Below are 20140 nucleotides of genomic sequence, written 5' to 3' on the forward strand. Positions count from 1 at the left end.
CTGATTTAATGAGGTTTGTCGGCTAAGTTAGCGCAAATATATTGAATAGATAGATGTCTGTCAATTTAGACGTCTAGATGTTTTTACTTCCGCTTTAAAAGTGTGATCCCGGATCCCGGTCCCAAAGTTTCCACCATCAAAGCAAACTGCCGGGCGCGATAGAAGACACCCAAAAGTATTAGATTTTCATGATTATAACTAAGCAATTGATATTTATAGGTTAGTTTGAGGTGTTCGGTAGTAGTTTCAGCAGCTGTTGATGTAGCCAGGACAGTGCTGGGTCCTTCAGGCTATTGCGATTCCACACCAGACTGTAACCCACCTTGCCATAGTCAAAGGGCAGGGTGGTTTGCAGCAGTCTGTTGGCCTGGGGGGCATTGTCTGCCCAGAGTTTGGAGCAGGTCAGCAGGTAATCTGTTTGGCTGCACAGGCTGGCAGCACCACCAAAGTCGGCCACGGTCAGGGCCACATCCCGGGCGTGAAAGGCCTGAGTGAGGTGCTGAATGAAGTAGGGCTCGGCCAGTTCGCGGTCATGGATGCCGATATGCCGGTATTGCAGATACCGCTCCAGTGTCAGCGGCTTGCTGGCGAGCGGATGAGCTGGATTCATCAGGCACACCAGTTCATCTTTGATAACTGTCTTCCACACCAGATCTCTGTGCAATACTGGTGGCTGGGTAATATCGTGGGGCAGCAGCAAAAAATGCACCTCACCCCTAAGCAGGGCATCAAACCCCAATTGCTCCTTGGCAAAGATATTCAGGCTGACCGAACTGGCCAGTGATTGGCTCAGTCTGGCGATAGCCCCACTGAACAACTCCAGCGTGCTGGCGCGCATGGACAGGGAAAATTGTCCCACCCAGGTTTGTGGATTGAACTCTCCTTCGGCAATCAGGCCATTCACCCTGGCGAGAATGTCCTGCACTGATGGCGCCAGACTGATGGCATAGGGGGTGGGAGTCAGCTGATTGCCTTCCCGATAGAAAAGTTCATCATCCAGCAGCTCCCTTAACTGCGACAGGGTTTTACTGATGCTGGATGGCGTCACACACAGGCGCTCTGCGGCCAGAGTGACACTCTGGGTGCGTAGCATCAGTTGGAAAACCGCCAGGTGCTTCATACTGACGCGGGAGAGAGCAAGATAGTTCATAGCCGGGATCTTTGAGCTTTATTCGGGATCTCGGAAAGCCTACCAGCAGATCGCGCGTCACTCTATCAGCAGTTGCTGAATTTGCGACTGTGATCTGTGCAGCGGATTTCCTTTTTGGAAAAGCCATAATCCCGATAATTCACTGGGGAATTGCCACTGCTGTGGGTAAAGTGCGGCTATCAAAATCTGACTCTATATGTCAGGCAAAAGGTCCAGACCCGTTTCGGAAGTATCCCTATGACTCAAGCCCTTTCTGAGCTGCAGCAAAAGTTCCACAACATCATCACCAACCCAAATCTGTCGCCGAAGCAAAAGACCCATTGGTTGTCGCTGGAAGCGGAAGCGTCTTTGCCTTATGTGGCTGTATCAGATGCGGTACGTGAAGTGATGGCCGATGGCAGTGTGTGTGACATGTTTGAAGGTCACGCGCCATTCAAGCCAAGATATGTGCTGCCTGATTATGCGGTATTTCTGAAAAATGGCTCTGAGTATCTGGAGCTGGCTCCGGCGCAGGACTTTGATGATGCGCTGAATATGCTGAGCATAATCTATCACCATGTGCCGTCAGTGACCTCCATTCCTGTGTATCTGGGGCAGCTGGATGATCTGCTGATGCCTTATGTGGGTGAACTGACTGATGAGCAGCTGTACGCCAAGCTGAAGCGCTTCTGGATTATGCTCGACAGAACCCTGCCTGACGCCTTTATGCACGTCAACATTGGCCCAGCTGATAGCCCTGTATGCCGCACCATCCTCAAGGTTGATGCTGAGCTTAAGCAGATAGCCCCCAATCTGACCTTTATGTATGACCCGGCGGTGACGCCTGATGATCTGCTGCGTCAGGCCGCGAGCAATATTTGTGAGTGTAGCAAGCCTCACATTGCCAATTACCCAATGCATGCCGCAGCCTATGGCGACAAGCGTTTTGGCATTGTGAGCTGCTACAACTCTCTGCCATTGTGCGGCGGCTCCAACACCTTGGTACGTATGAACCTCAAGCTGGTGGCAGCCAAGGCTAAAGACGAAGCCGATTTCCTTGAGTCGGTATTGCCATATCACAGCGAACTGATGCGCGAGTTGATGAATGCCCGTAGCAGCTTCCTGCACCAGGACTCCAACTTCTTCGAAAGCTTCCTGACGAAAGAAGGTCTGATCGACGAGCAGCGTTTTGCTCCTATGTTCGGCATTTACGGTATGGCTGAAGCCGTTAACCAGCTGATGGACAAAGCGGGTAAGGCCGGTCGTTACGGTCATGATGTGGAAGCCAATGAACTGGGTCACCGTATCTCTGCCAGACTGGCACAGCTGGTGGATGAGATGACAGTCACCTATGGCCTGAATGGTAAGGCAGTACTGCACGCTCAGGGCGGTATCAGCATTGATGATGCGGTAACACCGGGCGTGCGTATTCCTTATGGCACAGAACCGGATCCTGTCAGCTATGTGCAGGCTACCGCCGGTCATCACCAGTATTACACTTCTGGTATCAGTGACATTCTGACCATAGATGAAACCGTTAAAGCCAACCCTGAGGCTATGTACAACCTGGCCAAAGGCGCCTTGATGGCGGGTTACCGTGAGTTTACTGCCAACGTGGCTTCCAATGATCTGGTTCGTATCACCGGCTATATGGTGAAGCTGTCTGATATCGCTCGTTATGATGATGAAGGCTCACGCACCAACACCACTTTTCTGGGCGCTGAAGCGGCCAAGAATACAGGTGTGCTTGAGCGTATGCCTCGGGTCGCCAGCCTGGAGATGACTCCGGCGTTGGCCAGGTAAGTTTATTGATAACCACAGCAATTTAAAGAGTATTAAAGAACAGTGACATCGGCAGTGAAACCACTTGAAAGAACAGCAAAAGTCAGTCGTATTCTGAACTTCTCCTGTGTGGATGGTCCGGGCAACCGTATGGTGATCTTCCTGCAGGGCTGTAATTTCAATTGCATCAGCTGCCATAACCCACACACCATTAATCACTGCAACCACTGTGGCGACTGTGTTTCTCACTGTCCCACAGGTGCCTTGCAGATGACCAAAGACACCAATGAAAACAAGGTGACGTGGGTGAGTAGTCTCTGTACCCAGTGTGATCTTTGCCTTGATGTTTGCCCGCATCAATCCAACCCAAAGATCAGCGAGATCAGTGTCAGCGATCTGCTGGCACTGATCCGCAAACACCACTTCTTTTTAAGTGGGATCACTGTCTCCGGCGGTGAGGCCACCCTGCAATTGCCTTTCATCATAGCGCTATTCAGTGCCATCAAAGCGGATGCTGAACTCAGTCACCTGACCTGTTTTATCGACAGTAACGGCGAGCTGCCAGTGACCGGCTGGGATAAAGTCGCGCCCTGGCTCGATGGTGCCATGATTGATTTGAAATCCTGGCAATCTGAGACTCATCAGTGGCTGGTGGGCCGGGGGAATCACAGGGTACTTGCCAGCATCAAGTACCTTGCGGATTTGGGGAAACTCCACGAAGTCCGGCTACTGCATATTCCGGGCAAGAGTGATTTGGATATCGAAGTTGCAGCGGTAGGAGAGTTTCTTGCCGGTTTACCTGAGTCTGTGAATATCAGACTGAATGCCTTTCAGCACCATGGTGTTGTGGGGGAGGCGCTGGAGTGGTCCAAATGTTCAAAGTCAGATATCGAGTACTTCCACAGCCTGCTTTATCAGTATGTCCGGCGGCCAATGTCGTTGCCAGGGGTTTATACCTAGCTCTTGGTGCGGTGCACCAATCTGCCTTTGGCAGGGATTGACCAAGCTTCGCTTGGTAGAACGTCGTGGGTTTCCAACACCACATGTGCCTGTTGATTGGCAAGGAAATCGCCTTACAGGCGATAGCAAAGTCGCGGGCTTCCAGCCCACACCCGGGCAAGAGGGGATCAACAGCAATTCCCTCTTGCATCTCCCTTGCCGCCCCAACCGAAGTTGTCACCCATCGTAAAATGACTTCAATGTACGCAATCGACACCGATTCCACATCCCTGTCTCAACGGTGTCTGACCCGTCATCCATGACGGGACTTGCTATTGAAGCCATTTCCCTCCGGCAACTTCAGACGGGGACAGGGTGTAATCCTCAGCCAATGTGCAATCAATTTGGGGACATCTAGTTACTTAGGACTTGTGGGGATATAACGCCCCAAATAAGGGGCTGATAAATGCATGGCTATACTGTGTCGCGAAGCGAAACCGAGCCATGCTTTAGCCTTCCCGATTGATTGGCTTGCTAGGTGCAAGTTGTAACTTAACCGCCTGAATTTAATGCGTTTAAATAAATCTGTATTAGTAAAATATAATGTACTGAAGAAAATATTGTGCCGACAGCATTTAATCTTTTGCTGTAACCCCAAAACCTAAATCCCATAATTTTAATCATCGGTTTAAAAATGAAGCCAAATGTAAAGTATGTAAGACTCGAAACAATGTCGGGCTTTGATTGAAGTTCTTTACGAAGAGTTAGCTCATAGACAATTGCAACTATGAAATAAGTTGAAGTAGATGCCTCTAATGCCGAAATTTCCATTTGTACCTAACATTTTAATAACGAGAACGCCTGTTTATCCATTTTTGCGCGACTACGCTATCGATCCGTTTTATTCACAAAAATCTGCTACTAAAAATCTCTATGGATCGATAACTTTACCGGGAAATCGAGACGTCTCGTTATCTCGCGCTATCAGTCACGCCTATTGGACAAACGTTACCACTAACAACCTGAATAATCGATGGTTTATTGGTAACAGGAGGCACTTCTATTCTCTCTGATTTAACGGGGTAACCGGCTCGTGGAAGTGACTTAGGGCAACTTAGAGTATGAGGGATACACCAATCCCCGTCCTGAGTTGCCGGAGGGAAATGGCTTCAATAGCAAGCTCTGTCATGGATGACAGAGCAGACGCCGCTGAGCCATGGGCGAGTATCGCGAAGCGATAAGCTCACGAGCGCGAGGCAGGATAGCCGAGCTGGGAGTGAAGGGCATGGATGTCCTTCGGCGAATCGGCGGCGTTTGCGTAATTGAAGTCATTTTACGATGGATAACAACTTCGGTTGGGGCGGCAAGGGAGATCCAAAGGGCGAATGCTTGCCTGTAGCAAGCGGGCTTATGAGCGCGAACCAAGGATGGTGAGCTGGCCGTTAAACAGGGATGTTGTTTGAAGCTGTTGTTCCCCTCTTGGTCGGGTGTGGGTTGGCGAGTATTTGCCTACGGCAAATGTGCTTACGAGCGAGAGCCATGGAAGGCGAACAGGCTGTTGTACAAGGATGTATTTGCTCCACGACTTCGGCCAAGCAAAGCTTGGCTAAAAACAGCTCACGGCAACTGTGGGAACGGAAACCCACAATCTTCCGGTAAGCAAAGCTTGCCTATCAAAACAGGACAGTGGTAACTGAATGCCACATCCATCCCCTACATTAAACAGGCCAGATGATTCTGTGGTATCAGAGTGAACGAAGTTCAGCTTGGTCAATTAACGCTACGTATCAATTGTTGGGGGAGACGAGCTTTACCTCTTCTTCTCCGTGCCTGAGCCAATGATAGATAGCCAGCAGCAGGGCGCACACAATGAGATGCATGATCTTGGGGTTGATGGTTTGAAAGTTAACAAACAGGGCAACATAAAGCCCCAGAAAGGTGTACAGCGAATAGACGCCAACATGCTTTCTGAGTAAGCAGCCAATGCCACCTGTGATAAGGAGTGCGCCCATCAGCCATAGATAAAAAAGGTATTGGTTTGAGGTGAGTGGGAATAACGCTTTGTCCTGTTCGGCTGTCAGAAACCTATGGACATCACTCAGGGCTGCTTCAAGGCCTGTATAGTTAATCAGCTCAAAGGCTTGTAGCAGCAACAGGCTGCTGATGCCGAGACGAAACAGTCCATAGACAAAGAAGAGTATACCTATGCCGGTTATGCCGAATTTTTTCATGTAATTCCCCTGGTTTGTTATCTGGTTAACGACTTGAATGGGTTAACACCAGATTAGTCTGGGGGAGGTAAACTCAATGTAAATCCGGATCAGCATAGCGTGATTTGGGTGACATACTGGCCCTGTTTGCTTTGTGTCGATACGCGGTATCCAAAGCGCTCTGACAGTTTACCGACCAGGGGCAGTCCTAAACCAAAGTGGCCCTGAGTCTGAGCTGCGGCTGCGCTATCGCCATAGGGATTGCTGAACACCAGACCGTTGCTGCGGATGTTGATATCCCACAGGCTTAGGGCGTCACTGTGGCTGCCATGACTGATGACATTATTAAACAGATTGACCACAATCAGCTCCAGTACCTCCTCAGGCATTTGCAGCCAGAGCTCCTCCTCTGGGTGGAGCTGGATGGCGATGCTATGGGCATCCGCCAATGGCTGGAGTTCGGTCAGTATGGCTTGGATGCTGGTTTGCGTATTGATACGACCTTCAAAAGTTTGCCCTGAGGTGATCCACAACAGGCCAACACTTAGCCTGTGCATTCGGTTAATGGCCTTTTGCAGCCGTAACAAGGCCGGGGCCGATTTGAGTTCAGGTTGGCTTTGCTGCATCAGTTCCAACGAGTTCTGCATCACCTGCAGTGGGGTTCGCAGCTCGTGGGCCATGCCCTGATTAAAGGTCATCTGCTGCTCCAGCAGTTGTGACTTTTGCTGCAAGGCATCATGAAGCTGTTGGGCTATCTCTCTCACATCTGCTTCCTTGATTGCGTGCAGCTTATCTTCACTGAGTTGGTTAGCTTGATCAGTAGTCAAAAATAGCTGACTGAGTTGGTTGAAGGGTTTCAATGCATGGCGCGCCGTGAGCCTGGCTACCCATAAGGTCAGCAGTATGGAGGGAATAAGCAAGGCGCCAAGGATCAGCAATATATCCTCCAGAGCCCGCTGAATAATGGTCACATCTGAAGTGTCGTAAACTATCGTGCCTTGCTTCGTCACCAGATAGTGATAGTGCTTGCCAGCAAAACTGAACTCCCCCTGAGCTTTATCTCTGCCCAACTCCAAAAACAGTATCTGCTGTACCAAATCCGGAGCTCGTTCACCGAGATCATCCACCAGAGAGATGTTATAAGGCAGACTCTCGCCATTAAGTATCTGAATATGCGCTTGTTTGAGTCTCTCGTTAAACAGGACATCTTCAAATGAATAGGTGATAAGCAAGGTTGCACCGCTAAACAGGGTTATGATGCTGAATGTCAGCACTGACAGGCTCAGTGTCAATCGTCTGGAGAGTGTCGGGCGGCTCACGCGCCAATTGAACAGGCTGTTCATCTGGGTCCTTAATCCTGCGGTTGCTCAAGCTGGAATCGATAGCCCACGCCGCGGATGGTAGCGATAAACTCCTGGCCAAATGTGGTTTTGAGTTGTTTGCGCAGCTTGTAGATATGGGCGCGTAGTGGATCGCTGTCCGGTGTCTCTTGTGGCCACAGTTCTTTGTGAATATCAGCGGTTTTTACTGTGGCAGGCGACTTGTTCATCAGGAGTTTCAGTAAATCGAATCCTAGCTGATGCAGTTGCAGTGTGGTACCGGCATACTCGAAGGAGAGGTTGTCGCAATTGAGGCAGGCCTCGCCAACTTCAATATTGTTGTGGATCTGACTGGTACTGGCGGACTTGGCCAGACAAACGCCAACCCGAGCGGATAATTCGGCAAAGGAAAATGGTTTGGTGAGATAGTCCCAGGCACCGCAGTCGAAGCCTGCCAGTATGTCCTTTTCCTGGGTCCGGGCAGACATAATGATCACCGGCATTGTGGTGAGCTGCTCGGTTAGCAGCGAGCGACATACATCCAGGCCATCGATAAAGGGCAGGTTTAAGTCCAATAACACCAACTCATAGTGGTTATCTGATAGCAGGGCCATCGCCTGTTTGCCGTTATAGGCAAAGTCCAGCAGATGGCCTTTTGCCTCCAGATATTCGGCAATGCCCTGGGCGATGTCGATGTCATCTTCGACAATTAAGATATTGGCCATGCGTTGTCCTTATCGATGAGCCGGACGGGATGTCAGTGACCATTATTAATGGCTGCGTTTAACTTATCATCCTGAATCAGCTTGTAAATCTCTGGAAGAAGCCACTTCTCCAAGGCGATCCAGCCGTCTTCCACCTGAAACATTACCACTACCTGCAGGTCGTTGTGGGGATCGCCCCAAAACAGGGTTCCGCCCATACCGGCCCAGAAGAAGCTACCTTGGGGACGGAGGCCATGTTGTGCTTGCTCTACGGCCAATCCATAGCCGAAACCGACATTCTCATAGATACGGGGCAAAAAATGGGTATCCAGTCCCTGAGTGTGAGAAGACAACATTTTGGTAAGTAACTCATTTGAGAGTATCCGCTTACCATTGAATTCGCCGCCGTTTAACAGCATGCCGACAAAGTTGGCGTAGTCCTGTGCGGTGGATACCAGCCCGCCGCCAGCTGAGATAAGTGTGGGTTTGCTCAGATACTCAGACTCACTGCCGGTTTCCACAAATAGAATGTCCTCTTTGTTGAAGGTCAGTGCTTGCTCAAAGGTGCTGGCATCATACTCATACATATCGACTAACCTGTGTTTCGCCGCGGCAGGAACGGCAAAGCCGGTATTACTCATTTGCAGCGGGCCAAATATGTGCTCTTCAAAGTATTGATCCAGAGGTTGATTGGTGACCGCTTCAATTATGGCGCCCTGGATATCACTGGCGATGCTGTATTCAAAGCGGCTGCCGGGAGCAAACTTAAGCTCAATGCCGGACAGGTCGTCCACCAGATCATCCAGTGAGTTATTTCTTGATAGAGGATTGGCCAGCAGATAACGAATATCTATCCAGCTTTTCAGGCCGCCTCCGTAGCCAAAGCCAGCGGTATGACTGAGTAAATGGTGGACGGTCACAATCTGGGGCTGGCCATCGAATTCAAATGGCTCAAAACCAGGCAGGTAACGGCGAATATCAGCATCCAAATCTACTTTGCCTTGATCTACAAGCTGCAGTAAGGCCACTGCCGTGACCGGTTTGGTCATGGAGTAAATTCTGAAAATGTCATCTGTTCGGATGGGCATGGGGGCATCGAGATTTCTGACGCCGATAGCCTGATGCACAATGAGCTTGCCTTTGTGTTTGACATGAACCACAGCCCCTGGCAATTGATGGCTTTCCAGCATGCCTGCGAACGCGTGATTGAATTGATTGATGGCACTGGCGTGGGCCGTCAAACCCAATGGTGATATCAGCAATGCTATCAGGCTGGTGATAACCAGTAATCCCGGCAGTTTCATATTGGTGTCCTTTGATGTGAGTGCTTGCCACCAATTTACTTATGTCAGGTAAATTCAATGTAAACGCCGGGATATATTGTCAGGTTTGGCAAAGAAGCTTGGCTAAATAACGGTGGGGGCAATTGGGCTTCCTCCCCTAAAATCAAACATTGGTGGCAAGGCGATTGCCGCTACCAGTAAACCAGAGCATTCCTTGGCATCAGAATGAATAAAACATCTAGACTTCCAGACGTCTAGTTGCTAACTTGAATCCGCTGCGTAAATATTGCCCACATTCAAGGAGCCGAATCATGAAACTGGAATCACTGGCACTGCACCATGGTTATCAATCGGAAGCGACCACCAAGGCTGCTGCCGTGCCTATTTACCAAACCACTTCCTATACCTTTGATGACACTCAGCATGGTGCGGATCTATTTGATCTCAAGGTGCCGGGCAATATCTACACCCGCATTATGAACCCCACGACTGATGTGCTGGAGCAGCGCTTGGCTGCAATCGAAGGTGGCATTGGAGCGTTGGCCGTAGCATCAGGTATGGCGGCGATTACCTATGCGATTCAGGCTCTGGTGGAAGTGGGGGACAATATTGTCAGCACCAGTCAACTTTACGGTGGTACTTACAACTTGTTTGCCCACACCCTGCCGCGTCAGGGTGTGGAAGTTCGAATGGCGGCTTTTGATGATTACGCCGGTCTGGAAGCCCATATCGACGATAAGACCAAGGCGCTGTTTTGTGAGTCAATCGGTAACCCTGCAGGCAATATTGTGGATATCCAGAAGCTGGCCGAGATCGCCCACAAGCATGGTGTTCCCCTGATAGTCGATAACACGGTTGCGACACCTGTGCTGTGTAAGCCGTTTGAGCATGGTGCCGATATTGTTATTCACTCTCTGACTAAATACATCGGCGGTCACGGTACCACTATAGGCGGCATAATTATCGACTCAGGTAAGTTCGACTGGGTGGCCAATAAAGACAGATTTCCAGTGCTTAATACGCCGGATCCTTCCTATCATGGTGTGGTGTATACCGAGGCCTTTGGGCCAGCGGCCTTTATTGGTCGCTGCCGGGTAGTACCACTTCGGAATACCGGTTCGGCACTGTCTCCGCAAAGCGCTTTCCTGCTGCTGCAGGGGTTGGAAACCCTGAGCCTGAGAATGGAGCGACACTGCAGCAATGCCGAAGCCTTGGCGGCATACCTTGAGGGGCACCCTGCAGTCAACTGGGTGAATTATGGCGCGCTGGAAAGAAGCCCCTACAAGGCAAACTGCGACAAAATCTGCGGCGGTAAAGCCTCAGGCATTATCAGTTTTGGTATCAAAGGTGGCCTGGAGGCCGGTGGTCGGTTTATCGATGCTCTGCAGATGATTTTAAGGTTGGTGAATATCGGAGATGCCAAATCACTGGCTTGCCACCCAGCGACTACTACCCACAGACAGTTGAATAATCAGGAGCTGGCCAGTGCCGGAGTCAGCGAAGATCTTATTCGTATCTCTGTAGGGATTGAACATATCGACGACATTATCGCTGATGTATCTCAGGCGATTGAAAAGGCGACTGCTTAACCCAGTTTGAGTTTATTGAATCGATAACGCCCGGTTTAGCCGGGCGTTTTATTCATTAAATTTACAAACAAAATAAACAGGGCGCTGGCAAATAACCAAAACAGGAAGTTGGATGATTTACTCGGTCGCTGCTGCATCTGTTGGTAATGGTCCAGGATTGCCTGAGTTTCGCCCTGAAAGGGACCGAAACGATTGAGAAGATATCTATCTTCGCTGCCGCGGCGGATAAAATAGTCGGGATTGGCTTTCAGGTATTTTCTCAGCTCGCTCTGCTCTATCCCTGTTTCCATCGACAGGCTGATCACGCCCTGGCCATTGGGGTAGTGTTTTTTCAGAGCCTTGAGTATCGCGTCCAGTTGCTGCTCGGTCATAGTCTCGATCATTGCATGATGTTCGTGTTTCCATCCTACAGTGCTATACACGTATTGGATAATAGAAATTTTTGATGCTTTAGGCTTTGGGGAGAGTTTGAAGTAGCGCGTTTTGTTTGTAAGTTTTAGCACAGGTGTTGAAGTATGGAACTAAGGGCAGTTGAAAAAATAAAATTATTGGAATACTGTTGTTGTTTGTGAGTGTGTCATTTTTATATTTGATTGCTTATGTATGAATGACACGCTTCCTTCCACCTAAGAATACTTGAGCTCTGATGGCGAAGATATTGCTTTTAAAAAATAGAGTCTGTATAAATCAATAATCTAATTCCCTATGTGAAAATAGATCTTCGCCTTCATATCGATTTTTAAGAGTTTAAAAGTTTCTATGTAAAAGAAATGGTATTAAATTATGATGTTGTTCGTCACGAGATTCTAAGGCTTCAGGAGTTATATCGCCAGTGGTCAGATATCAGATCGCTAGTAAATAAATGTATAAAGTGTTTAATGAATCTGCCCATACAGATATAAAATGTAGATATTATCAGCCTGTCTTTTGCTCTATATGACCTTAAATATTATCTCAGATTCTACATTACGATGCTTCCATGTATATTTAGTGTTGCCTAGACTGTGTCTGATTGGTCAAATATTCTGTTGTTATCGCTTATTTTAGTGAAATCATGATAACCTTGATGATTGGATTAACCGGCAGAGCCAGGTGTTTTTTTGAAAGCCTTTATTTTAGCGACTAAATCTATTATGTTTGTACCAATCAAGGGAGGCCCAGGTTATTGATGGTTGGGTGATTTAATTAAATCAAGGATGATAGATGAGTAAGAAATTTTTTTATTGCGCTACGTTATCAGTATTATGTTTGGTGATTGCTGTTTTTGTAATTGTGATGCATGACAGGGGGAAGTCGGTCGAGCATAGTGGCGGTATGTATAAACATGATGTCGTCAATGCTCAAAGCATCCTGAATAACGATAATTCTTCAGAGGACAATATTATCGTTCTGGGTGTTGAACCTGATGAGTGTATACACTTCTATGAGGATGAAGATATCTTGATATCTAAGCATCGTCGTAAACTCATTAAACATATGTGGGAGTCTTATCAGTCAGGAGATAGCCCCCTTACCATTGCAAATACCTTTGCGATGGTAGATTTCAAAACTGCAAAATCATTTTATCATTTTGCTACTGCCAGTGCTGAATTATTGGAGTATCAAGTATATCTAGAGAAAACGTACCATGGACGAGAGTTATTACGGACTATAATGGATGAGACTACCGCTATCAGTAACGGAAGCTTAAACTTTTATAATATTGAGTCCGCGCTTGAATCATTTTGGGAGTCTGAAATACCAATATTGAAAAAAGACGTGAAATCTTATCCTTATATGTTGGAATATACCATTTCTGATATAGAAAGTTATACCGGACCATTTAATTGGTTAACTTCGCAGGAACTAAGTCCCCTCGGCTATTTAATTGAAGACTCATTGACTTTTCAGCGATGGGACGTCGCTAATGGCATTTTTAATAACTTCCCTGAACTTATAAATTCATCTAATGTTTTTGACTCAAATATAAAAGAGTTAACGCTTTTATCCTTGGGTTTTTCCGTGACATCGAAGAGTAAATCTTCCCACGCATTTATTCAATTGCTCGGTTTGATAACATCAGGAGAACCATTGGTTCTTGAACTTGATGATGACACTGGTGCTAGTGAGGTAAATAGTTCACTGGCAGCTCTTAAACGTTTAGATATTACCTTTCCTGTTATTGATTATAGAGAGTATGATTTCCCTGTCAGTAATGACTCTTTCGTTTTTGATAATTTGTTGGCTGACGAAAAATCAATAAAAGAGCGTTGTGATGATTTACATGGTTGGTTTGAAAGTAAAGATTATAATTATCTCGAAATTGATGCGGATAATAATGATTTAGTTGTGGCTTCAATTCTTGATTCACCGGAGTTAAAATATTGTGAAGCATCTCAGATAAATGCGATTGTAGAAGGTTTCAAAACGGATAGTATTCATGTAATCTCAAAATATCGTTATGCTTTAACTAAAGCCAAAAAATTGGATGATATTCCTATTCACAGTATTATGGGGGAATTGGAGACTCCTGCTTCTCGGACTTTAGTATTGCTAGGGCTAAGCACTAAACTTTCTGGCCTTTCTAATATTGATGATGAAGATATCCTAAACTGGATTATTCAAAAGGGATATAAGCCCGATGCGGAGTTTATGCACTTTGTTATTACAGTTATGGACGATAAATCTTGGATTTCTTGGGCGAAAGAACTGGATTGGACACAAAACGCAGTTAAAAATGCAATACTTTCAGCCAGTCAGAGTGGGCGAATCAATATCTACAAATATTTAACTGATAACCATCAAAACCAGAGTTGGTCAGAAGATGAAGTTGATCCTTTGTTCTTTTTAATTAAGAACTATCAAAAGTATAGCTACTTAATGAAAGACCTTGAGGTATCGTCAGTTAAGCTTCTGAAGGAGGTCGATTTATTGGGAATTCCTGTAAGACCTCACCATAAACGAGCGCTATATCAGATGCAGCAGTTGAAACCTGAGCTGTACCAAAGGCTAATTACGGCATATCCCAGACTGACTTTGACCGAGGTTCCCGAATATTTTTCTGTGACATGTGACCAGTGAAAACGTGAGCCCCGCTGTTTGAAGGAATCACAGGTCAAGACAGGCCTTGTACTGCCATAGCCCAAAGGTACAATGGTGCTGATTTTTCTGACTTAAAGAGCGAGCGCATGCACGTACATATTCTGGGGATCTGTGGCACTTTTATGGGCGGCCTGGCCTTGTTGGCCCGGGAGATGGGACACAGGGTCACCGGCTCGGATGCCAATGTGTATCCGCCTATGAGCACCCAGCTGGAAGAGCAGGGTATCGAGCTGATCCAGGGTTTTGCCCCGTCGCAGCTCGACAGCAACCCGGATCTGGTGGTGATTGGTAATGCCATGAGTCGTGGCAATCCCTGTGTGGAGGCGGTATTGAACAAGGGCATGAGGTACACCTCGGGCCCTCAGTTTCTGGCGGACCATATCCTGCCAGGCAAATGGGTGCTGGCGGTAGCAGGTACCCATGGCAAGACTTCAACCTCGAGTATGCTGGCCTGGATTCTGGAAGATTGCGGCTATCAGCCGGGTTTTCTGATCGGCGGCGTGCCGCAGAACTTCGGTGTGTCTGCCCGTCTGGGCGGTACTGACTTCTTTGTCGTAGAAGCTGATGAATACGACAGCGCCTTCTTCGACAAGCGCTCCAAGTTTGTGCATTACCACCCGCGTACTCTTGTGATCAATAACCTGGAGTTTGATCACGCGGATATCTTTGATGACCTGAAAGCTATTCAGCGCCAGTTTAACCATGTGATCCGCACTGTGCCGGGGGAAGGTAAGGTGATTTGGCCTGCTCAGACCCAAGCCGTGCGTGAAGTGATTGAGATGGGCTGCTGGAGTGAACAGGACACGCTTAACGCTAATCTGGCAGACAAAGGCTGGTTTATTAAGGCGATAGCCGAAGATGGCCATGAGTTTGAAGTCTTCCTCGATGGTACAAGTCAGGGCATCCTCAACTGGGAGCTGATTGGCCGCCATAATATGGAGAACGCCTTAATGGCTATTGCAGCTGCCCGCCATGTGGGTGTCGCACCGGCTGCTGCCATTGACGCGTTAACCCGTTTCGTTCAGCCCAAACGCAGGCTGGAAACCCTGGGCTGTGTAGCAGGCGTGACCGTATACGATGACTTTGCCCATCACCCAACGGCAATTGCCACCACACTGCAGGCGATGCGTGCCAAAGTGGGCGACAATAAAATTACTGTGGTACTGGAACCGAGATCCAACACCATGAAGCGCGGCGTACATAAAGAGACCCTGGCAGCATCAATGAAGCTGGCTGACAGAGCATTGCTGTTTCAGGGCGACAAGGTGGAGTGGGATCTGGCTTCCAGCATGGCGAACGCATCTGTGCCGGTCACCGTGTTTGACGACCTGGAGGCTCTGGTTAAAGCCGCGGTCGATGACAGCCAGCTTGGTGAGCATATTGTGGTAATGAGTAATGGCGGTTTTGGCGGCGTCCATGGCAAGTTGCTGCAGGCACTGGCAGATAAGGAATCTTAATGAGTCAGAGCGCATCTTATAAAGACAAGAGTATCAGCCTGGGCTGGACAGGGGCATCCGGTGCGCCCTACGGCCTTAAGCTGCTTGAGTGTCTGCTGGCCGATGGATACCGGGTGTATCTGATGATCTCCAGTGCCGCCCGGGTGGTGCTGGCAACGGAAGAGGGGCTGAAGCTTTCCAGTCAGCCGGAAAAAGCTCGTGAACAGCTATTGGTCCGTATCGCTCAATCCTCCGGGAACGTGACTGGCGACCTTGTGGTACTCAGTAAAGAAGAGTGGTTTTCGCCGCCGGCTTCCGGCAGTGCCGCGCCCAAACAGATGGTGATCTGCCCTTGTTCAACCGGTACATTGGCGGCTGTTGCCACAGGTATGAGCAACAATTTGTTGGAGCGGGCAGCTGATGTAGTACTCAAAGAACGTGGCCAACTTCTTCTTGTGCCAAGGGAAATGCCATTCAGCGCTATTCACCTGGAGCATATGCTTAAGTTGACTCAGTTGGGAGCCGTGGTAATGCCCGCTTCACCGGGTTTCTATCACCATCCCCAAACGGTGCAGGATCTGGTAGACTTCGTGGTCGCCCGAATTCTTGACCATTTGGGTGTTGAACACAGATTAACCGATCGTTGGGGATATGGGGCTACCAGACAGCCCGCCAGCGACGACAACTGAGACTGATATGAAACACACCATTGAAGAGATGATCTCCGTTAATGAGATCGATGCAAAGCTGGATGAGCTGGCAGAGAGAATCAACGCCCACTACAAAGACAGCGAGCGTCTGCTGATGGTTGGCCTGCTGAAAGGTTCCGCCGTATTCATGGCTGATCTGTGCCGTCGTATCCATGGTCATGTGGAAATCGACTTTATGGCCGTGTCCAGTTATGGCAATGCCATGACCAGCTCACGTGATGTGAAGATCCTCAAGGATGTTCAATCTGATATCAACGGCCGTGACGTGCTGATCGTCGAAGACCTGATCGACTCAGGTAACACTCTGGCCAAAATCCGCGAGATGCTGATGCTGCGCGAACCAAAGAGCCTGGCGCTCTGTACTCTGCTGGACAAGCCTGAGCGTCGCGAAGTGGATGTGCACGTAGATTTCGTTGGTTTTACCATCCCTGACGAGTTTATCGTGGGTTATGGTATCGACTATGCTGAGCGCTATCGCAACCTGCCATATATTGCCAAGGTTGTTCCACTGGATTAATCCGGCAGCAAGTGTATAAATAAACTCCCGCAACAGCGGGAGTTTTTATTTTAGCGAAGCAAAACCACAGGAAGAGTAATGACAAATCGCGCATTGGTGATTGATAACCTGAGGAAGACCTATAAGGGCGGTGTTGAGGCCGTCAAAGGTATCAGCCTGACCGTCGAGCAGGGAGACTTTTTCGCTTTGCTGGGCCCAAATGGTGCTGGCAAGTCCACGACTATTGGCGTCATCAGCTCTCTGGTGCAAAAAAGCAGTGGTCAGGTTTCCGTATTTGGTCACTGTATTGATAAAGAGCTGGAGCTGGCCAAGCTATGTATTGGCCTGGTACCTCAGGAGTTCAACTTTAACCAGTTTGAGACTGTGCTGCAGATTGTGGTGAACCAGGCTGGTTACTATGGTGTGCCTCGCCCCCTGGCGCTGCAGCGTGCTGAAAAGTACCTCAAAGAGCTGGATCTGTGGGACAAGCGTGACAGCCAGTCCCGTCAGCTGTCGGGCGGTATGAAGCGGCGTCTGATGATCGCCCGTGCCCTGATGCATGAGCCCAAATTGTTGATCCTGGATGAGCCTACGGCAGGTGTGGATATCGAACTGCGCCGCTCCATGTGGGAGTTTTTGAAGAACCTCAACAAGGAAGGGGTCACCATTATCCTGACCACTCATTATCTGGAAGAGGCCGAGATGTTGTGCCGCAATATCGGCATTATCGACAAAGGCCAGCTGATCGAGTGCACCTCTATGAAGCATCTGCTGAGTCAGCTGAATGTGGAGACCTTTATTCTGGATCTGCGTCAGCCTTTGACTCAGGCTCCCGCGCTGGAAGATGTGCGTTGTACCCTGACCGACACCCATTGCCTTGAGATTGAAATTGCCAAGGATTTCAACCTTAACTCGGTGTTTTCTCAGTTGTCCGGTTTGGGCATTGAAGTGATGTCCATGCGTAACAAAGCCAACCGTCTGGAAGAGCTGTTTGTGTCACTGGTTGAAAAGGTCAAGGAGGAGCAAAAGCCATGAATATGACCAAGCTGTATTTCACGGCCTTTAAAGCGATTTTGATAAAAGAGATCACCCGTTTCACCCGTATCTGGGTGCAGACTCTGGTGCCACCAGCAATCACCATGACACTCTACTTCCTGATCTTCGGTAATCTGGTGGGCAGCCGTATTGGTGAGATGGGTGGTGTGTCCTATATGGAGTTTATCGCGCCGGGCCTGATTATGATGTCGGTGATTACCAACTCCTACTCCAACGTGGCTTCATCTTTCTACAGCGCCAAGTTCCAGCGTAACCTGGAAGAGCTGATGGTGGCCCCTGTGCCTCACTATGTGATGATTGCCGGTTATGTGTTTGGTGGTGTTGCCCGGGGCCTGTGTGTCGGCCTGATTGTGACTCTGGTAGCCATGTTTTTTGTGGAGATCAGCGTGCAACATGTTGGGCTGGTGGCCCTGACCGTCCTGCTGACCTCGATTCTCTTCTCTTTGGGCGGCCTGATTAATGCGGTATTTGCCAAGAGCTTTGACGATATCAGCATCATTCCTACTTTTGTGCTGACGCCGCTGACTTACCTGGGTGGGGTGTTTTACTCCCTGTCGCTATTGCCCGGCTTCTGGCAGGGGGTGTCGGCGCTGAATCCTGTGGTCTACATGATTAACGTGTTCCGCTATGGTTTCCTGGGTATTGCCGATATGAGCGTACCTTTATCCATTGGCATTATGATTGCCTTCTGCGTAGCTCTGTGGAGCCTGGCCTACTATCTGGTTTCCCGTGGTATTGGCTTGAGAAGCTAACTTTCCAAAACAGCAGACAGTAAAAAGGAGCGCCATGCGCTCCTTTTTAATTGAATTTTTTAATGATTACTCGTTCATTGCCTGTTCGGACGTCAGACTGAGCTTCTGCTTGTGCTGCTCCAGCAGTTCTATGGTGCTGTTATTAAGCAAGGTCAGCTGCTTAAAATGCTCATCGATCATCGTCCTCTCTTTCAGATAATCAGGGTCATCCTGACCTTTCTTTTGCCAGTAGCGTTTGCGTTCAAGCTTTTTGATTTCACTTGCCTGCAGAATCTGAAAGTAGCTGTTTTCCTGCTGTAGTCGATAGATTTCAGCATCCAATAATTTCCGCAGCTTTTCACTGGAGAGAGACTGATTGCTTAGCAGTTCGCGGAGGTGATCTTTGGGGGCAACCCGTTTATCTGAATCTATTTCAGTGGTGATACCCAGTTCGTACTCAATTCTGTGCTGGCGGTATTCTGAGGGGCAGGCTGTCTGGCTGAAGATCACTTTATCATCGCGCATGCACTTGTATACGGAATTACCGTAAGCTGCCCACGGGAGCAGTAATACTGATAATAAAGTAATACGAAGTACCATCAAACAATATCCTTATCGATGAGCCCTGGGTGGAACTGCATTTACGGCCAAGCGTATCCATTTGACCCTTGAGTAAAATCACCAAAGATTTTAGCAACAATTTAACATTGTACCCGAGCTGCAAACGAATGCCAGTTCTTTGACTTTAGTTCAAAAAAACGACGGATATAAAAAAAGACCGCGAAACAGGCGGCCTTTTGGTATCAATGGATTCGAGTTACCCGTATCAGCGACTGAACTCCAGGTTATCGATCAGGCGGGCCTTACCCAGATAGGCCGCCGCCAGTATCACCAAATGCTTATCCTGGCTCCGGGGCTGCGCCAGATTAAGGGCGTTGCGCACTGAAATATAATCTGGCTTCAAGCCAGCCAATTGTAGTTGTTGCAGGGCCTTTTCAGTCGCTGTTTCCGGGGTATCGCCAGCCTGCACATAGGCTGCCAGTTTATCCAGAGTGCGTTTCAGGGCCGGGGCAATGGCTTTCTCTTCTGCGGTCAGGTAACCGTTGCGCGAGCTCATCGCCAAACCACTGGCTTCACGGACTGTATCCACACCGATAATTTCGATTGGCATAGACAGATCTTCTACCATGGTGCGGATGACCAGGAGTTGCTGAAAATCCTTCTTGCCGAACAGGGCAATATCCGGTTGTACCAGGTTGAACAACTTACACACGACTGTGGCTACACCGCGGAAGTGACCGGGGCGGGTTTCGCCACACAGCTGGTCGCTGATTTCAGGCACTTCAACAAAAGTCTGCTCAGCCAGGCCCTTGGGGTACATAATGTCCGGAGTCGGGGTGAACAGCAGCTCACAACCGGCTTCAGTCAGCGCCTTCTGATCTTCAATCAGGGTTCTTGGATAGGCATCCAGATCTTCCCCCTGACCAAATTGCATCGGATTGACAAAGATAGAGGCCACTACATGGTCGGCACGTTGAACGGCCTCTTTAACCAGAGTGATATGGCCCTGATGCAGATTGCCCATAGTGGGGACAAAGGCGATGGTTTCACCACGTTGACGCCAGGTTTTAATCTGGGCTCGGATTTCAGCGATATTGGCACTGGTAATCATGCA

General features: G+C 48.7%; 17 protein-coding genes. 9 read left to right on the forward strand and 8 right to left on the reverse strand.

Going from position 1 to position 20140, the window contains the following annotated elements; all coding sequences use genetic code 11:
- Positions 1 to 220 precede the first annotated feature (220 nt).
- On the reverse strand, positions 221 to 1150 hold the full coding sequence (locus tag ACFOE0_RS18850) for a LysR family transcriptional regulator (RefSeq protein WP_248934146.1): 930 nt from the start codon (positions 1148 to 1150) through the stop codon (positions 221 to 223).
- 237 nt (positions 1151 to 1387) lie between these two features.
- On the opposite strand from ACFOE0_RS18850, the gene ACFOE0_RS18855 reads away from it, so the two are divergent.
- Together ACFOE0_RS18855 and ACFOE0_RS18860 are read left to right on the forward strand one after the other, a co-directional pair.
- Positions 1388 to 2932 (forward strand): YjjI family glycine radical enzyme, encoded by a 1545-nt coding sequence (locus ACFOE0_RS18855; protein ID WP_248934147.1) that lies wholly within the window; start codon positions 1388 to 1390, stop codon positions 2930 to 2932.
- Between the two features lie 54 nt (positions 2933 to 2986).
- Positions 2987 to 3871 carry a YjjW family glycine radical enzyme activase gene (locus tag ACFOE0_RS18860; protein ID WP_248934148.1) on the forward strand — a complete coding sequence of 295 codons (885 nt, stop codon included), beginning with the start codon at positions 2987 to 2989 and terminating at the stop codon, positions 3869 to 3871.
- Positions 3872 to 5637: 1766 nt separating this feature from the next.
- Here ACFOE0_RS18860 and ACFOE0_RS18865 read toward each other — a convergent pair.
- The 4 genes from ACFOE0_RS18865 to ACFOE0_RS18880 form a co-directional block, all read right to left on the reverse strand.
- On the reverse strand, positions 5638 to 6081 hold the full coding sequence (locus ACFOE0_RS18865) for a hypothetical protein (protein WP_248934149.1): 444 nt from the start codon (positions 6079 to 6081) through the stop codon (positions 5638 to 5640).
- A gap of 89 nt (positions 6082 to 6170) precedes the next feature.
- A complete protein-coding gene (locus ACFOE0_RS18870; protein ID WP_248934150.1) occupies positions 6171 to 7403 on the reverse strand; it encodes a sensor histidine kinase in 1233 nt (410 codons plus the stop codon).
- Positions 7404 to 7411: 8 nt separating this feature from the next.
- Entirely contained in the window at positions 7412 to 8104 is a 693-nt protein-coding gene (locus ACFOE0_RS18875) for a response regulator transcription factor (RefSeq protein ID WP_248934151.1), read from the reverse strand.
- Between the two features lie 32 nt (positions 8105 to 8136).
- Entirely contained in the window at positions 8137 to 9387 is a 1251-nt protein-coding gene (locus ACFOE0_RS18880) for a serine hydrolase domain-containing protein (protein WP_248934152.1), read from the reverse strand.
- A gap of 290 nt (positions 9388 to 9677) precedes the next feature.
- Here ACFOE0_RS18880 and ACFOE0_RS18885 point away from each other — a divergent pair, with 290 nt between their 5' ends.
- Entirely contained in the window at positions 9678 to 10955 is a 1278-nt protein-coding gene (locus tag ACFOE0_RS18885) for an O-acetylhomoserine aminocarboxypropyltransferase/cysteine synthase family protein (RefSeq protein ID WP_248934153.1), read from the forward strand.
- A gap of 35 nt (positions 10956 to 10990) precedes the next feature.
- Here the strand turns inward: ACFOE0_RS18885 and ACFOE0_RS18890 are convergent, their stop codons facing one another.
- On the reverse strand, positions 10991 to 11338 hold the full coding sequence (locus tag ACFOE0_RS18890) for a hypothetical protein (RefSeq protein WP_248934154.1): 348 nt from the start codon (positions 11336 to 11338) through the stop codon (positions 10991 to 10993).
- Between the two features lie 820 nt (positions 11339 to 12158).
- Here ACFOE0_RS18890 and ACFOE0_RS18895 point away from each other — a divergent pair.
- From ACFOE0_RS18895 to ACFOE0_RS18920, 6 genes are all read left to right on the forward strand, one after another.
- Entirely contained in the window at positions 12159 to 14015 is a 1857-nt protein-coding gene (locus tag ACFOE0_RS18895) for a hypothetical protein (RefSeq protein ID WP_248934155.1), read from the forward strand.
- A gap of 107 nt (positions 14016 to 14122) precedes the next feature.
- Positions 14123 to 15493, forward strand: coding sequence for a UDP-N-acetylmuramate:L-alanyl-gamma-D-glutamyl-meso-diaminopimelate ligase (gene mpl / locus ACFOE0_RS18900; RefSeq protein WP_248934156.1), 1371 nt, complete (start codon positions 14123 to 14125; stop codon positions 15491 to 15493).
- Positions 15493 to 16161: a flavin prenyltransferase UbiX gene (locus tag ACFOE0_RS18905; protein WP_248934157.1), complete on the forward strand. Its 669-nt coding sequence runs from the start codon at positions 15493 to 15495 to the stop codon at positions 16159 to 16161. Before mpl ends, ACFOE0_RS18905 begins: the two co-directional genes overlap by 1 nt.
- A gap of 7 nt (positions 16162 to 16168) precedes the next feature.
- Positions 16169 to 16699 carry a hypoxanthine phosphoribosyltransferase gene (hpt, locus tag ACFOE0_RS18910; protein WP_248934158.1) on the forward strand — a complete coding sequence of 177 codons (531 nt, stop codon included), beginning with the start codon at positions 16169 to 16171 and terminating at the stop codon, positions 16697 to 16699.
- Between the two features lie 78 nt (positions 16700 to 16777).
- Entirely contained in the window at positions 16778 to 17713 is a 936-nt protein-coding gene (locus tag ACFOE0_RS18915) for an ABC transporter ATP-binding protein (RefSeq protein ID WP_248934159.1), read from the forward strand.
- 2 nt (positions 17714 to 17715) lie between these two features.
- A complete protein-coding gene (locus ACFOE0_RS18920; RefSeq protein WP_248934751.1) occupies positions 17716 to 18486 on the forward strand; it encodes an ABC transporter permease in 771 nt (256 codons plus the stop codon).
- Positions 18487 to 18552: 66 nt separating this feature from the next.
- Here the strand turns inward: ACFOE0_RS18920 and ACFOE0_RS18925 are convergent, their stop codons facing one another.
- Positions 18553 to 19065 carry a DUF4124 domain-containing protein gene (locus ACFOE0_RS18925; protein ID WP_380712552.1) on the reverse strand — a complete coding sequence of 171 codons (513 nt, stop codon included), beginning with the start codon at positions 19063 to 19065 and terminating at the stop codon, positions 18553 to 18555.
- A gap of 226 nt (positions 19066 to 19291) precedes the next feature.
- Entirely contained in the window at positions 19292 to 20137 is an 846-nt protein-coding gene (gene panC / locus ACFOE0_RS18930; protein WP_248934161.1) for a pantoate--beta-alanine ligase, read from the reverse strand.
- Positions 20138 to 20140: the final 3 nt, after the last annotated feature.

The sequence above is a fragment of the Shewanella submarina genome, assembly GCF_042646185.1.
Lineage (GTDB): Bacteria > Pseudomonadota > Gammaproteobacteria > Enterobacterales > Shewanellaceae > Shewanella > Shewanella corallii.

Coding starts and splice junctions, on each gene's coding strand:
- ACFOE0_RS18895 (WP_248934155.1), top strand. CDS start 12,159: ATGAGTAAGAAATTTTTTTATTGCGCTACGTTATCAGTATTATGTTTG.
- ACFOE0_RS18880 (WP_248934152.1), bottom strand. CDS start 9,387: ATGAAACTGCCGGGATTACTGGTTATCACCAGCCTGATAGCATTGCTG.
- ACFOE0_RS18885 (WP_248934153.1), top strand. CDS start 9,678: ATGAAACTGGAATCACTGGCACTGCACCATGGTTATCAATCGGAAGCG.
- ACFOE0_RS18920 (WP_248934751.1), top strand. CDS start 17,716: ATGACCAAGCTGTATTTCACGGCCTTTAAAGCGATTTTGATAAAAGAG.
- ACFOE0_RS18875 (WP_248934151.1), bottom strand. CDS start 8,104: ATGGCCAATATCTTAATTGTCGAAGATGACATCGACATCGCCCAGGGC.
- ACFOE0_RS18865 (WP_248934149.1), bottom strand. CDS start 6,081: ATGAAAAAATTCGGCATAACCGGCATAGGTATACTCTTCTTTGTCTAT.
- ACFOE0_RS18870 (WP_248934150.1), bottom strand. CDS start 7,403: ATGAACAGCCTGTTCAATTGGCGCGTGAGCCGCCCGACACTCTCCAGA.
- panC (WP_248934161.1), bottom strand. CDS start 20,137: ATGATTACCAGTGCCAATATCGCTGAAATCCGAGCCCAGATTAAAACC.
- ACFOE0_RS18890 (WP_248934154.1), bottom strand. CDS start 11,338: ATGATCGAGACTATGACCGAGCAGCAACTGGACGCGATACTCAAGGCT.
- ACFOE0_RS18925 (WP_380712552.1), bottom strand. CDS start 19,065: ATGGTACTTCGTATTACTTTATTATCAGTATTACTGCTCCCGTGGGCA.
- mpl (WP_248934156.1), top strand. CDS start 14,123: ATGCACGTACATATTCTGGGGATCTGTGGCACTTTTATGGGCGGCCTG.
- ACFOE0_RS18855 (WP_248934147.1), top strand. CDS start 1,388: ATGACTCAAGCCCTTTCTGAGCTGCAGCAAAAGTTCCACAACATCATC.
- hpt (WP_248934158.1), top strand. CDS start 16,169: ATGAAACACACCATTGAAGAGATGATCTCCGTTAATGAGATCGATGCA.
- ACFOE0_RS18850 (WP_248934146.1), bottom strand. CDS start 1,150: ATGAACTATCTTGCTCTCTCCCGCGTCAGTATGAAGCACCTGGCGGTT.
- ACFOE0_RS18915 (WP_248934159.1), top strand. CDS start 16,778: ATGACAAATCGCGCATTGGTGATTGATAACCTGAGGAAGACCTATAAG.
- ACFOE0_RS18905 (WP_248934157.1), top strand. CDS start 15,493: ATGAGTCAGAGCGCATCTTATAAAGACAAGAGTATCAGCCTGGGCTGG.